The organism is Streptomyces hamibioticus (genome assembly GCF_047946815.1).
In the GTDB taxonomy this organism is placed as follows: domain Bacteria; phylum Actinomycetota; class Actinomycetes; order Streptomycetales; family Streptomycetaceae; genus Streptomyces.
The window spans coordinates 6415761-6429238 of record NZ_JBKKQY010000001.1 but is presented as its reverse complement, the minus strand read 5'-3'; the positions used below and the strand labels follow the sequence as shown (position 1 = coordinate 6429238).

The window sequence follows — 13478 nt, the reverse complement described above, 5'->3', positions numbered from 1 at the left end:
CGGGCTACCGTGCCGCCATGAGCCTGAGCATCCGCAACCAGCTCCCCGGCACCGTCACCGCCGTCACCCCGGGCGAGGCCATGGCGACGGTCATGGTCCGCCTCACCGGCGGCCAGGACCTCACCGCGGCGATCACCCGCGACGCCGCCGACGACCTCGGTCTTCGACCGGGCACCGCCGTACGCGCCCTGGTGAAGTCGACGGAGGTCTCGCTGGCCACCGCCCCCGTCGAGGGCCTGTCCATCCGCAACCGGCTCCCCGGCACGGTCACCGGCCTGGCCCCCGGCGACGCGATGGCGTCCGTACGGATCGCCGTGGAGGGCGGCGAGCTGACCGCCGCGATCACCAGGGACGCCGCCGACGACCTGGGGCTGTCGACCGGCAGCTCCGTCGTCGCCCTGATCAAGTCCACCGAGGTGTCGCTGGCGGCGGTATGACGAAAGGGCCCCGCCCACCGGCGAGGCCCTTCCTTCCGTACCTCGGTCAGTCCTCGTACGCGTCCAGCGGCGGGCAGGAGCAGACCAGGTTCCGGTCGCCGAAGGCCTGGTCGATCCGGCGCACCGGCGGCCAGTACTTGTCGGCGGCGGACACCCCGGCCGGGAAGACGGCCTCCTCACGGGTGTACGCGTGCTCCCAGTCACCGCTCAGCGCGCCGGCGGTGTGCGGCGCGCCCCGCAGCGGGTTGTCCTCCGCGGGCCACTCGCCGGAGGCGACCTTCTCGATCTCCGCGCGGATGGCGATCATCGTCTCGCAGAACCGGTCGAGCTCGGCGAGGTCCTCGGACTCGGTCGGCTCGATCATCAGCGTCCCGGCGACGGGGAACGACATCGTCGGCGCGTGGAAGCCGTAGTCGATCAGCCGCTTGGCGACGTCGTCGACGCTCACACCGGTCGCCTTGGTCAGCGGGCGCAGGTCGATGATGCACTCGTGCGCGACCAGTCCGCCGGGGCCGGTGTAGAGCACCGGGTAGTGCGGCTCCAGCCGCTTGGCGATGTAGTTGGCGGACAGCACGGCGACCTGCGTGGCCCGCTTGAGCCCCTCACCGCCCATGAGACGGACGTACGCCCAGGAGATGGGCAGGATGCCCGCCGAGCCCCAGGGAGCCGCGGAGATGGGCCCCACGCCGGTCTCCGGGACGGCCGCGGGCTGCAGCGGGTGGTTGGGCAGGTAGGGCGCCAGGTGCGACCGTACGGCCACCGGGCCGACGCCGGGGCCGCCGCCGCCGTGCGGGATGCAGAAGGTCTTGTGCAGGTTCAGGTGCGAGACGTCGCCGCCGAAGTGGCCCGGCTTGGCGACGCCCACCAGCGCGTTGAGGTTGGCGCCGTCGACGTAGACCTGGCCGCCCGCGTCGTGCACCCGGGCGCAGATGTCGGCGACGTGCTCCTCGAACACGCCGTGCGTGGACGGGTAGGTGATCATCAGCACGGCCAGTTCGTCGCGGTGCTGCTCGATCTTGGCCCGCAGGTCCTCGATGTCGATCTCGCCGTCCTCGGCGGTCCTGACGACGACGACCTTCATGCCGGCCATCACGGCGCTGGCCGCGTTGGTGCCGTGCGCGGAGGACGGGATCAGGCACACCGTGCGCTGCTCGTCGCCGTTGGCGCGGTGGTAGCCGCGGACGGCGAGCAGACCGGCCAGCTCACCCTGCGACCCGGCGTTGGGCTGGAGGGAGACCTTGTCGTAGCCGGTGACCTCGGCGAGACGTTCCTCCAGCTCGCGGATGAGCGTGAGGTAGCCCTGGGCCTGCTCGGCGGGCGCGAAGGGGTGCAGCTGCCCGAACTCCGGCCAGGTGACCGGCTCCATCTCGGTGGTCGCGTTGAGCTTCATGGTGCAGGAGCCCAGCGGGATCATGCCGCGGTCCAGCGCGTAGTCGCGGTCGGCGAGGCGGCGCAGGTAGCGCAGCATCGCGGTCTCGGAGCGGTACTGGTGGAAGACCGGGTGGGTGAGGTAGTCGTCGGTCCGCAGCAGCGCCTCGGGCAGGGCGTCCTCGGTCGCCGCGTCCAGCGCCTCGATGTCGCCCTCGACGCCGAACGCCGACCACACGGCGCCGACCTGGGCGCGCAGGGTGGTCTCGTCGCAGGCGAAGGAGACGTGGTCGGCGTCGACCAGCCGCAGGTTGACGCCGTTGTCGCGGGCGGCGGCGACGACCTCGGCGGCCCGGCCCGGCACCCGGGCGGTGACCGTGTCGAACCAGGCGCCGTGGACGATCTCCACACCGGCGGCCGTCAGGCCCGCGGCGAGGACCGTGGCGTAGCGGTGGGTGCGGCGCGCGATGGTCTTCAGCCCCTCGGGACCGTGGTAGACGGCGTACATACCGGCCATCACGGCGAGCAGCACCTGCGCGGTGCAGATGTTGCTGGTGGCCTTCTCGCGGCGGATGTGCTGCTCACGCGTCTGCAGGGCGAGGCGGTAGGCCTTGTCGCCGTCGGCGTCCACGGAGACGCCCACGAGGCGGCCGGGCAGACTGCGGGCCATCTTGTCGTGGACGGCCATGTAGCCGGCGTGCGGCCCGCCGAAGCCCATCGGCACGCCGAAGCGCTGGGTGGTGCCGACGGCGATGTCCGCGCCCAGCTCGCCGGGCGACTTCAGCAGCGTGAGCGCGAGCAGGTCGGCGGCGACGGTGACGAGCGCGCCCAGCTCGTGCGCCTGGTCGATGACCGGCTTGATGTCGCGTACGGCACCGGAGGCGCCCGGGTACTGGATCAGGACGCCGTTGATCTCCCGCTCGGCGACCTCGGCCGGGATGCCCTCGCTCAGGTCGGCGACGACGACCTCGACGCCGGTCGGCTCGGCGCGGGTCCGGATGACCGCGATGGTCTGCGGCAGCGCGTCCGCGTCGACCAGGAACAGGCCCTTCTTGTTCTTGCCCATGCGCCGGGACAGGGCCATGGCCTCGGCGGCCGCGGTGCCCTCGTCCAGCAGTGAGGCGCCGGAGGTGGGCAGGCCCGTGAGGTCGGCGACCATGGTCTGGAAGTTCAGCAGGGCCTCCAGGCGGCCCTGGGAGATCTCCGGCTGGTACGGCGTGTACGCGGTGTACCAGGCCGGGTTCTCCATGACGTTGCGCAGGACGACGGGCGGGGTGAACGTCCCGTAGTAGCCGAGGCCGATCATGGAGTCGAGGACCTGGTTGCGGTCGGCGAGGGAACGCAGCTCGGCCAGCACCTCGGGCTCGGTGCGGGCGCCCGGCAGGTCCAGCGCCTCGGCGTTCTTGATCACATCCGGCACCGCGGCGGCGGTCAGCTCGTCGAGCGAGCCGTAACCGACCTGCGCGAGCATCTTGGCCCGGGCCTCGTGGTCGGGGCCGATGTGGCGCTGCTCGAAGGGCGTTCCCTGTTCGAGCTCGGAGAGCGGGGTGCGATGGGCGGTCATTGCGGAGGCCTCCTGGTCTGACGACCTTCGAGGGGCACCACGGCACGGGTACCCGGACGGCCTCCCCCTCTGTCATCTCGACCTGAGAGCTTCACCGGGCCGCCCGAGGGCTCCCGGCTTTCACCGTCGGTGAGAGCGGAAGCCGTCGACACCCGCTCTGCTTTCCAGAGTGACCTCGTCCGTGCGGTACAGGGGCCTGAGAGATTCCGGGGAGGATTTGCTCCTTCGGCGCCTCCGATGGAGTTCGGAGGACTCTCCCGCACAGGGTCAGCAGCCGTTGTCAGCCTACCAGCGAGGTCAACGCCCCCACCTTCGAGTGGCCGCCATCACGAATGTGCCGTTTTGTAGTGCTTACGGATGATTTACCGGATGGTTTGCGACCACGTGGAGGGACCGTGCGCACCGACATCGATCCGCGCAACCTGATCGGCCGCAAGGCGTTCGACCGCAACGGCACCAAGCTCGGCACCATCGACGAGGTCTACCTCGACGACGCCACCGGCGTTCCCGAATGGGCGGCCATACGCACCGGCCTGTTCAGCAGGGACGCCTTCGTCCCTCTCGAGCCCAGCGAGCTGGTCGACGGCACCCTGCGCGTGCCCTTCGACCGGGCGCTGATCAAGGAGGCCCCCGACTTCGGCGTCGGCCGGCACCTGTCTCCCGAGCAGGAACTCCAGCTCTACCACCACTACGGTCTCGACGTGGCGGCCCCTCCCCCGCCGCCCGACCGCGACTTCGGCAAGCTGGCGGGCTCCGAGGAGGCCTGACCGACCGGCGGCCGGATGCCGGGCGCCGCGGGTCTTCGCTGCGCCGACGCCGGCGGGCCCACCAGCGGCAACGGCTCCGCCGGCGCCAGCTCGGGGTCGTCGACCCGGAAGGTGCGCACCCGCCCCGGCTCCGAGCCGGGCGTCTCGAAGCGCACGGTGACCCTCCCGAGGCCGCTGCCCTGCACCCACCCGTGTCCGTGGACGGCGTGCCGCACATCGTGCCCGGAGGGCCAGCGGCGCTCGGCGGGCGGCTGCCGCGGCTCCTCGGCGGGCTCGGCGTCCGGCTCCTCGGCGAGTTCCTCCGCCCGCTCCCCCGCCGCCTGCGCGAACAGGTCCTCCTGCGTGTAGTCGGCGAGCCCGCTGACGCCGACCCCGAGCAGCCGCACACCGCCCGTGGTGTCCACCGAGTCCAGCAGCCGCGCCGCCGCGTCCCGGATCACCGACGGGTCGTCGGTGGGCCCGCGCAGGGTCTCGGACCGGGTCAGGGTGGAGAAGTCGTAGCGCCGCACCTTGAGCACGATGGTGCGCCCCGACAGCCCGGCCCCGCGCAGCCGCCGCACACACCGGTCGGCCAGCCGCCGCACCTCCAGGCCGACCCGTGTCCGGTCGTGGATGTCGACGTCGTAGGTGTCCTCCACCGACACCGACTTCGTCTCCCGCTCCGCCACCACCGGCCGGTCGTCGCGGGCCAGCGCCATGGCGTACAGCCCGTGCCCGTGGGCCTTGCCGAGCAGCCGGACCAGCTCGTCCTCGCCCGCCTCGACGATCTCGTCGACCGTGGTGATGCCGGCCCGCCGCAGATGGTCGCCCGTCGCCGGTCCCACCCCGGGCAGCGTCCGCACGGACATGGGGCCCAGCAGCGCCCGCTCGGTGCCCGGCTCGATCAGGACCAGCCCGTCGGGCTTGGCCTGCTCCGACGCGATCTTGGCGAGCATCTTGGAGGCGGCCAGTCCGACCGAGCCCGAGAGCCCGGTCACGGCCCGGATGTCCGCGCGCAGCCTGGCCCCGGCCAGCCGCGCCGACTCCGCGTCCCAGGCCGCCCCGCCGGCCTCCAGGTCCACGAACGCCTCGTCCAGGCTCAGCGGCTCCACCAGCGGCGACAGCGCCCGCAGCAGCTCCATCACCTGCTCGCTGATCGACCGGTAGAGGGCGCCGCGCGGCACCAGATAGGCGGCGTTCGGCGCGAGGCGCCGGGCCTGCGCCATGGGCATCGCCGAGTGGACGCCGAAGACCCGTGCCTCGTACGAGGCGGTGGCGACCACTCCGCGGGGCCCGAGCCCGCCCACGACGACGGCCTTGCCACGCAGGCTCGGCTTGGACGCCTGCTCCACCGAGGCGAAGAAGGCATCCATGTCGAGATGCAGAATCGTGGGCGCGGTCCTCACATCTCCGATGCTGCCCTACGCCACTGACAACGCCCTGTCCCCGGGCCGGGGAATTCGCCCGCGGACCGGGGAGCCAGGGTGGTTCGGGGCGGTTCAGACCGCCCGGTTGCGCCGCCGGGCCAGCTCGTCCGCCGGATTGTGTCCGACCAGGGTCTCTCCGGTGTCGATCCGCTCGCCGTGCAACTGCGACAACGCGCTCTCCACGTCCCGCCACACCACACCCACGGCGATGCCGAAGACGCCCTGTCCGCCCTGGAGCAGGGCGTGCACCTCGTCCGGCGACGTGCACTCGTACACGGTGGCGCCGTCGCTCATCAGCGTCATCCGCTCCAGGTCGCGGAAGCCGCGCTCCCTCAGGTGCTGGACGGCGGTGCGGATGTTCTGCAGCGACACCCCGGTGTCGAGGAACCGCTTGACGATCTTCAGGACGACGACGTCACGGAAGCTGTACAGGCGTTGCGTCCCGGAGCCGTAGGCCGGTCGCACGCTCGGTTCGACCAGTCCGGTGCGGGCCCAGTAGTCCAGCTGCCGGTAGGTGATACCAGCCGCCGCGCAGGCCGTCGGGCCTCGGTAGCCGATCTGCTCGGACGCCATGGACGTCGCCCCTCCGCTGCTCGGCATGACCGTGGGACGCTGCGGAACGTGATCGGCCGCGCCGTTGGGAAGCCGGTACGGGCCACTCGACCCGAGACTGCGTCCGGGGGCACCCCCAGCCGTACCGTCGCCGCTGATTCTCACGCCGACCTCCGTCCTTGACCTGCCTCCTCGACGGTAGGCAGTCACCAAGGGTGCGTCAACGATCGCCACACTCGGCACGCCGAGTGATAATCACCCTACGAGTGGTTTGCCGTGTCCCACCGCGGGGTAAGGCTAGCCGAATGCGCTCGTGAGGTGCGTCATTGATTGCTGCTGCCGAAGTCCTCCGGTGAGATCTGGTCGAGGAACTCGCGGAACTTCTCGACCTCGTCCTCCTGCTCGTCCGGGATCGCGATACCGGCGTCGTCGAGCACCGTGTCGCTGCCGTAGATCGGCGTTCCGGTGCGCAGCGCCAGCGCTATGGCGTCGGACGGACGGGCGCTCACCTCGACACCGCTGGCGAAGACCAGCTCGGCGTAGAAGACCCCCTCACGCAGGTCGGTGATGCGTACCTCGGTGAGCTCCTGGCCGACGGCTTCCAGCACGTCCTTGAACAGGTCGTGGGTCAGCGGCCGGGCGGGAGCCATGCCCTGCTGGGCGAAGGCGATCGCCGTCGCCTCCCCCGGGCCGATCCAGATGGGGAGGTAACGGTCGCCTCCCACTTCGCGCAGCAGCACGATCGGTTGGTTGGAGGGCATCTCGACCCGGACACCTACGACATCGAGCTCGTTCACACAGCAACCCTAGGCCGTGCTCGGGACGTTTGGGTAGTCGAGCAGGGAACGGGTGGCCGATCCGGCCCCCCACCGCCACCCGATTCAGGGCAGGCGCACGCCCAGCGCGCTCTGCACGAGCGCCGCGTGCAGCTTCACGGCCAGCCCCGCCAGCTCCTTGGCCCGGGCTTCCGCGTGCGCCCTGGTCTGCGGGTTCCGGTGGCGCTTCAGCGGGGCCACCACCTGGTCCACCAGCCCGGCCTCCCGGTCGGCGGCGGCCTTCATCACCCGCAGATGGCGTGGTTCGATCCCGAACCGTCCCAGTTCGACGACGAGCGAGGCCACCGTGACGGACTCCGCGTCGTAGGCGCCGTCGGACAGCGGAGTGATCAGCCCGTAGGACTCCCACTCGTGCAGTTGCTGCTCCCCTATGCCGGCCGCGGCCAGCAGCTCCGACCGCCCGATCCGGGCCGCCGTGGGCCCGTCCCCGGCCCCCGCCGGAGCCTCCCCGTCCCGCTGGCGGCCGAGCGCCGGCAGCGGGACCGCCTCGCCCCGCTCCATGGCGTCCAGGTGCTCGCGGATGACCTTGAGCGGCAGATAGTGGTCCCGCTGCATCCGCAGCACATGGCCGAGGCGCTCGACGTCGTGGGCGCTGAACTTGCGGTACCCGGCCGGGGTCCGCTGTGGCTCGACCAGGCCCTCGGACTCCAGAAAACGGATCTTGGAGATGGTGATGTCGGGAAACTCGTCGCGCAGCACGTTCAGCACCGTGCCGATGCTCATCAGCCCACTGTCCGTGGCGGCGGTACCGTGCCCGGCCCCGCCGCTCGGTGTTTGAAGCATGGACCTTCCCTGGGGTCCCCCCGGAGCGTGTCCGGGGGACGGTCAGTAGCCCCGCTGGCTCGCGTAGAACACCAGCCGGTACTTGCCGATCTGCACCTCGTCTCCATTCGACAGGGCGACCTGGTCGATCCGCTCGCGGTTGACGTACGTGCCGTTCAGGCTGCCGACGTCGGCCACCGTGAAGGTGCCGTCCGCGCCGCGGCGGAACTCCACGTGCCGTCGGGAGACCGTCACGTCGTCCAGGAAGATGTCGCTCTGCGGGTGCCGCCCGGCCGTGGTCAGCTCGCCGTCCAGCAGGAAGCGGCTCCCCGCGTTCGGACCGCGCCGCACGACCAAAAGCGCGGAGCCCATCGGCAGGGCCTCGACCGCCGCCTGTGCCTCGGGCGAGAGCGTCGGCACCGGCGTCTGGCCGGTGGCCTCGGCGTCGTAGGCCTCGAGGCCCGAGATGGAGATCGTGGACGTCGTCTCGGACGAACGCTCCGCCGCAACGCCCGGGCGCAGCGGCGCGCCGCAGTTGGAGCAGAAGCGGCTGTTCTCCGCGTTGCGGTTACCGCACCTCGTACAGACCAGGGCCGACATGGACGGATCCTCCTGCCGCGGCTGCCCCGCCGGGACATTGGACGCGTACGGATCTGGGCTGAACCCTCCACCCGTACTTGAGGTTGACGGTTGCCCGAAACCTATGCCGCCGGACTGTGCAGGGTCAACCGACGGCGCGCCCTGACCACCGGAAATGTCACCGCCCGGACCAGCCACCTGGTCGCGGAAGAGCGGGCGCCCGCCTTCCGCGTCGGGCTGTGCGCGATGACGAGCGGTCGCGTTGTCGCGTCCCTCTCGCGCGCTCTTGCCGAACAACTTCGCAAACAACTTCACGGGCGATTCCCCTTGACCGAAACAGACCCGCCCGTGGGGCAGGACGAACCCTCACTGAACCTACCGGCCGACCCGGACATCCTCACAACGTCCGTCTCCACCAGACAGTTTCCATCACGCACCACCCAATCGGTGCGCCGACCCCCCGCAACCTCATGCCCTCGTCGGACGGCCCCCATGCGCCCCCGGTTCACTGGGAGGACGACCGAGCGTAGTCAGGCCGCTTCGCCGCTCGCAAGGCGTCCACGACGATCTTGCTCGACCGCTCAACAGTAACGGTGGCCTGTTCCTTCTCGAGAGTCTGCACCACGCCTCCGGGGATGTTGAGCGCCGGCTCCAGGTCCTGCGGCTTGCCGATGACCTGGAAACGATAGGGGGCGTTGATCTTGTTCCCGTCGACGCTCACATCGCCGCCCGAGTCGGTCAGATAGGTGCTCGCGACGACCCGCACACCATTCACCTGGATGGCTTCCGCGCCGGCCGCGCGCAGCTCCTGGATCGCGTCGAGCAGCATGTCCGCCTCGACCGTCCCCTTCGTGTCGTCGATCCTGATCGTGATGCCGGGCCCCTGCGCCGCCACCGTGCCCGCCAGGATGCCGAGTTGCCGCTCCTTCTCGAGCGTCTGTCTGCGCGCCTCCTCGGCCTGGTCGGAGCTGTTCTCCAGCTCTTGGCGCTGCTTCTCCAGGCCCTGCTTCTCGTCCTCAAGACGCTCCGAACGGTCGTCGAGTTCATCGAGGATGCGGACGAGATCCTCCTGTCGGGCGCCGCGCAGGGCGCTGTCGCCGTCGCTGTGCGACGCCACCTGGACGGCCAGCCCGAATCCGAGGCCGAACAGCAGGAGGGCGACGATGAGTTGGGCTCGGGTGACGCGCGGCGGCCACAGCCCCTTCACCAGTCGCTGGCGGCCGGTGAGCGCCGGCTGCGGCTCCTCCCCGGCGGCCTGCACGCCCTCCGGGGCCGGGCCGGGCGCCGCGGGCACCTCCTCGGGCAGCTCCTTGCGCAGCCCGCCGCCCGGTTTGCGGCCCTGGTCGTTGTCCTGGTCGTTCATCGGCCTCACGCCCGGAACACGTGCCGGCGGATCGCCGCGGCGTTGGAGAAGATCCGGATGCCGAGGACGACCACGACACCGGTGGACAGCTGGGCCCCCACGCCCAACTCGTCGCCGAGGAACACGATCAGCGCGGCCACGACCACGTTCGACAGGAACGACACCACGAAGACCTTGTCGTCGAAGATGCCGTCGAGCATGGCCCGCAGACCGCCGAACACGGCGTCGAGCGCCGCGACGACGGCGATGGGGAGGTAGGGCTCGACGGCCGCCGGAACCTCCGGCCGGACCAACAGCCCGGCCACGACTCCCACGACGAGGCCCAGTACGGCGATCACGATGTGCCCTTCTCGGTTTTCGGCTGCGCGGTACGGACGATCACACGCGGTGCGGCGGCCAGCTCGAGATCGTCCTCGGCGGAAATGCTGGTGCGGATTCCGTAGTTCTCCCGCAGGACATCCAGATACAGCCCGTCCGCGCTGTCCTGGAACCTGGTGGCGAGCCGCTCACCGTCCCCCACCGCCAGCACCGTGTACGGCGGCACCAGCGGCCTGTTGTCGACCAGTATGGCGTCACCGGCGGCCCTGATCGCGGACAGGGCGGTCAGCCGCTGCCCGTTGATGGAGATCGCCTCGGCGCCCGAGGCCCACAGCCCGTTCACCACCCGCTGCATGTCCCGGTCACGCACCCGACCGGTGTCGGAGAATCCGGAGGCGCCCCGCGGATTGCCGTCACCGCCCGCGCCGACGTCCTTGGCGTCGTCGACCACGAGCTTCACCCCGGGCCCGTGCACGGCGACGGCCCCCGCGAGGATGCCCACCAGGTCGGAGTGGCCACCGCCGCCGCTGCGCTCCAGCGCCTCGCGCTGCCGGGCGTTCACCTCCGCGCGGAGCTCGTCGATGCTTTCCTCGAGTTCGTCCGCGGTCTCGCTCTGTTCGTCGATACGGTCGATGAGCTCCTGGCGCTCCTTGGCCACGGTCGGGGCCGCGACCCGCGCCTGTGCCGCGCCGACCGTCACGACGAGGGCCGCGAGCACCAGCCCGACGGCCAGGCCGAGCTTGGCCCGCAGCGTCTTGGGCAGGCCACTCGCGCCCTCGGCCCGCTTCCGTGCGGCGGCTTCGGCGTAACCGTCGTCGAGGCTGTGATCCATGACGTTGGTGATCAACGACATGGATGCGTCAGGGCGGGCAGGCCGCGTGGATGTGCTCCGAACGGGGGGTTGCTGCGGCATGCCGCACATCGTCGCACGCCGCCGCCGCTACCTCCGAACGGCCCCACCGGCGTGCCGGACAGGCCCCCTCGGGGGCACTTGTCCGGCACGCGCGCGTGCTGCGTGGTTCAGCGGCCCGCGCTGTCCACCACGGCGGACCACTCGTCGAGCAGGGCCTGCGCGGAGGCGTCGTCGGGGCCCTCGGCCCACAGGTGGGTGACCGCCTCGGCCGGGTCGGGCAGCACCATCACCCAGCGCCCGTCGGACTCCACCACCCGCACACCGTCGGTGGTGTCCACGGAGCGGTCTCCGGCCGCCTCGACGACCCGCCGCATCACCAGGCCCTTGACGGCCCAGGGAGTGGCGAGATCGCGCTTGAGGACGTGTGCCCGCGGAATGCGCGCGTCGATCTGGCTGAGGGTGAGCTGCGTCCGCGCCACCAGCCCGATCAACCGCACGAAGGCCGCCGTACCGTCGTAGACGCTGCTGAACTCGGGGACGATGAAGCCGCCCTTGCCGTCGCCGCCGAAGATCGCACCTTCCTCGCCGCCGACCCGGGTCAGGTCGTCGGGAGAGGTCGTGGTCCACTCGACCTGGGTGCCGTGATAGGCGGCCACCTGCTCAGCGATCCTGGTGGTGGTCACCGGCAGCGCGACCCGGCCACTGCGCCGCTCTGCGGCGATCAGGTCCAGCATGACCAGCAGCGCCCGGTCGTCCTCGATGATGCGCCCCTTCTCGTCGACGAGCGAAAGCCGCTCGCCGACCGGGTCGAAGCGCACGCCGAACGCGGCCCTGGAGGACGCCACGATCTCGCCGAGACGCACCAGTCCCGACCGTCGCATGTCGGCCGTCTCCGTCGGCCTGGCCTCGTCGAGGCCGGGGTTGACGGTGAGCGAGTCGACACCGAGCTTGCCGAGCAGGCTGGGCAGCACGAGCCCGGCGCTGCCGTTCGAGGCGTCGACGACGACCTTGAGCCCGGACTCGGCGATGCCCGTCGTGTCGATGTTCCGCAGCAGCGATCCGGTGTAGGAGTCATAGACGCTGGCCGGGAAGTGCAGGTCGCCGATCTCGCCGGGGAACGCGCGCCGGTACTCCTGCCGCGCGAACACCCGGTCCAGCTTGCGCTGGCTGCCCTGCGACAGGTCGGCACCCTGCCCGTCGAAGAACATGATGTCCACGGAGTCCGGAACGCCGGGCGTGGTCCGGATCATGATGCCGCCGGCACTGCCGCGCGCGGTCTGCTGCCGCGCCACGGGCAGCGGGACGTTTTCCAGGTCGCGTACGTCGATGGCGCTCGCCTGCAGCGCGGAGATGACCGCCCGCTTCAGCGCACGGGCGCCTCGGGAGTGGTCGCGGGCCGTGGTGACCGTGGAGCCCTTCTTCAGCGTCGTCGCATAGGCGCCGGCCAACCGTACGGCCAGCTCAGGCGTGATCTCGACGTTGAGGATGCCGGACACCCCACGGGCGCCGAAGAGGTGCGCCTGCCCGCGCGACTCCCAGATCACCGAGTTGTTGACGAAGGCACCGGCCTCGATGGTCTTGAACGGGTAGACGCGGACATTGCCCTGGACGATCGATTCTTCACCGATCAGGCACTCGTCACCGATGACGGCGCCGTCCTCGATCCGGGCCGCGCGCATGATGTCGGTGTTCTTCCCGACGACGCAGCCCCGCAGATTGCTGTGCGGCCCGACGTACACGTTGTCGTGCACGACGGCCTTGTGCATGAAGGCGCCGCTCTTCACGACGACGTTCGAGCCCACGACGGTGTGCTCGCGGATCTCGGCGCCGGCTTCCACCTTGGCGTAGTCGCCGATGTAGAGCGGGCCGCGGAGCACGGCGTCGGGGTGCACCTCGGCACCCTCGGCCACCCACACGCCCGGGGAGATCTCGAAGCCGTCGATGTCGACGTCGACCTTGCCCTCGAGCACGTCGGCCTGGGCCTTGACGTAGCTCTCGTGCGTGCCGACGTCTTCCCAGTAGCCCTCGGCCACGTAGCCGTAGATCGGCTTGCCTTCCTTCATCAACTGCGGGAAGACGTCACCGGACCAGTCGACGGGCACGTCGGGGTCGACGTAGTCGAAGACCTCGGGCTCCATGACGTAGATGCCGGTGTTCACGGTGTCGGAGAAGACCTGGCCCCAGGTCGGCTTCTCGAGGAAGCGCTCGACCTTTCCGTCGTCGTCGACGATGGTGATGCCGAATTCCAGCGGGTTGGGCACCCGCGTCAGGCACACCGTGACGAGCGCGCCTTTCTCCTTGTGGAAATTGATGAGTTCAGTGAGGTCGAAGTCGGTCAGGGCGTCACCGGAAATGACGAGGAAGGCATCGTCCTTCAACGCCTCTTCGGCGTTCTTGACGCTTCCGGCGGTACCGAGTGGCTTCTCCTCGTTGGCATAGGTGAGCTCCATTCCGAGCTCCTCACCGTCACCGAAGTAGTTCCTGACCAGCGAGGCCAGGAACTGGACGGTGACGACTGTCTCATTGAGCCCATGCCTTTTGAGCAGCCGCAGAACGTGCTCCATGATCGGCCGGTTGGCCACCGGCAGGAGCGGTTTGGGCATACTCGAGGTCATGGGGCGAAGGCGCGTACCTTCGCCTCCGGCCATCACGACGGCCTTCATGTCGGAAGCG

12 protein-coding genes and 1 riboswitch are annotated in these 13478 nt (G+C 70.6%); of the genes, 2 read left to right on the top strand and 10 right to left on the bottom strand.

The genetic code is table 11. The annotated features are described in order from the left end of the window. Nucleotides 1–17: 17 nt before the first annotated feature. Complete coding sequence (locus ACLGIH_RS29180) at nt 18–437, top strand: TOBE domain-containing protein (RefSeq protein WP_416528259.1); 420 nt, start codon at nt 18–20, stop codon at nt 435–437. 46 nt (nt 438–483) lie between these two features. On the opposite strand, the gene gcvP is transcribed toward ACLGIH_RS29180, so the two are convergent. Beyond that, entirely contained in the window at nt 484–3369 is a 2886-nt protein-coding gene (gene gcvP, locus ACLGIH_RS29175) for an aminomethyl-transferring glycine dehydrogenase (RefSeq protein WP_416528258.1), read from the bottom strand. A 174-nt stretch (nt 3370–3543) separates the two neighbouring features. After that, nucleotides 3544–3639, bottom strand: a riboswitch (glycine riboswitch). A 125-nt stretch (nt 3640–3764) separates the two neighbouring features. Between gcvP and ACLGIH_RS29170 the strand changes: the two genes are divergently transcribed. Then, the gene (locus ACLGIH_RS29170) at nt 3765–4136 is read left to right on the top strand and encodes a PRC-barrel domain-containing protein (protein ID WP_416528257.1); all 372 of its coding nucleotides are present in this window, start codon (nt 3765–3767) and stop codon (nt 4134–4136) included. Here the strand turns inward: ACLGIH_RS29170 and ACLGIH_RS29165 are convergent. The 9 genes from ACLGIH_RS29165 to ACLGIH_RS29125 form a co-directional block, all read right to left on the bottom strand. Beyond that, the gene (locus ACLGIH_RS29165) at nt 4058–5521 is read right to left on the bottom strand and encodes a DNA polymerase IV (protein ID WP_416528256.1); all 1464 of its coding nucleotides are present in this window, start codon (nt 5519–5521) and stop codon (nt 4058–4060) included. The two genes, ACLGIH_RS29170 and ACLGIH_RS29165, sit on opposite strands and share 79 nt — an antisense overlap. 93 nt (nt 5522–5614) lie before the next feature. Next, a complete protein-coding gene (locus ACLGIH_RS29160; RefSeq protein WP_416528255.1) occupies nt 5615–6259 on the bottom strand; it encodes a MerR family transcriptional regulator in 645 nt (214 codons plus the stop codon). A 158-nt stretch (nt 6260–6417) separates the two neighbouring features. Further along, nucleotides 6418–6891, bottom strand: coding sequence for a bifunctional nuclease family protein (locus tag ACLGIH_RS29155; protein WP_030833746.1), 474 nt, complete (start codon nt 6889–6891; stop codon nt 6418–6420). A gap of 84 nt (nt 6892–6975) precedes the next feature. Continuing rightward, the gene (gene ftsR, locus ACLGIH_RS29150) at nt 6976–7713 is read right to left on the bottom strand and encodes a transcriptional regulator FtsR (protein WP_416528254.1); all 738 of its coding nucleotides are present in this window, start codon (nt 7711–7713) and stop codon (nt 6976–6978) included. 42 nt (nt 7714–7755) lie between these two features. Next, nucleotides 7756–8628, bottom strand: a complete 873-nt coding sequence (locus ACLGIH_RS29145; RefSeq protein WP_416529509.1) for an FHA domain-containing protein — start codon at nt 8626–8628, stop codon at nt 7756–7758. A gap of 148 nt (nt 8629–8776) precedes the next feature. After that, the gene (locus ACLGIH_RS29140) at nt 8777–9634 is read right to left on the bottom strand and encodes a DUF881 domain-containing protein (RefSeq protein WP_416528253.1); all 858 of its coding nucleotides are present in this window, start codon (nt 9632–9634) and stop codon (nt 8777–8779) included. Between the two features lie 5 nt (nt 9635–9639). Then, nucleotides 9640–9972: a small basic family protein gene (locus ACLGIH_RS29135; RefSeq protein ID WP_360225068.1), complete on the bottom strand. Its 333-nt coding sequence runs from the start codon at nt 9970–9972 to the stop codon at nt 9640–9642. After that, the gene (locus ACLGIH_RS29130) at nt 9969–10805 is read right to left on the bottom strand and encodes a DUF881 domain-containing protein (RefSeq protein WP_416528252.1); all 837 of its coding nucleotides are present in this window, start codon (nt 10803–10805) and stop codon (nt 9969–9971) included. Before ACLGIH_RS29130 ends, ACLGIH_RS29135 begins: the two co-directional genes overlap by 4 nt. A gap of 167 nt (nt 10806–10972) precedes the next feature. Next, nucleotides 10973–13468, bottom strand: coding sequence for a sugar phosphate nucleotidyltransferase (locus ACLGIH_RS29125; RefSeq protein WP_416528251.1), 2496 nt, complete (start codon nt 13466–13468; stop codon nt 10973–10975). Nucleotides 13469–13478 lie beyond the last annotated feature (10 nt).

Bases quoted from the DNA above. Each gene is read 5' to 3' on its own strand.
- ACLGIH_RS29180 (WP_416528259.1), top strand. From the start codon at position 18: ATGAGCCTGAGCATCCGCAACCAGCTCCCCGGCACCGTCACCGCCGTC.
- gcvP (WP_416528258.1), bottom strand. From the start codon at position 3,369: ATGACCGCCCATCGCACCCCGCTCTCCGAGCTCGAACAGGGAACGCCC.
- ftsR (WP_416528254.1), bottom strand. From the start codon at position 7,713: ATGCTTCAAACACCGAGCGGCGGGGCCGGGCACGGTACCGCCGCCACG.
- ACLGIH_RS29140 (WP_416528253.1), bottom strand. From the start codon at position 9,634: ATGAACGACCAGGACAACGACCAGGGCCGCAAACCGGGCGGCGGGCTG.
- ACLGIH_RS29130 (WP_416528252.1), bottom strand. From the start codon at position 10,805: ATGTCGTTGATCACCAACGTCATGGATCACAGCCTCGACGACGGTTAC.
- ACLGIH_RS29125 (WP_416528251.1), bottom strand. From the start codon at position 13,468: ATGAAGGCCGTCGTGATGGCCGGAGGCGAAGGTACGCGCCTTCGCCCC.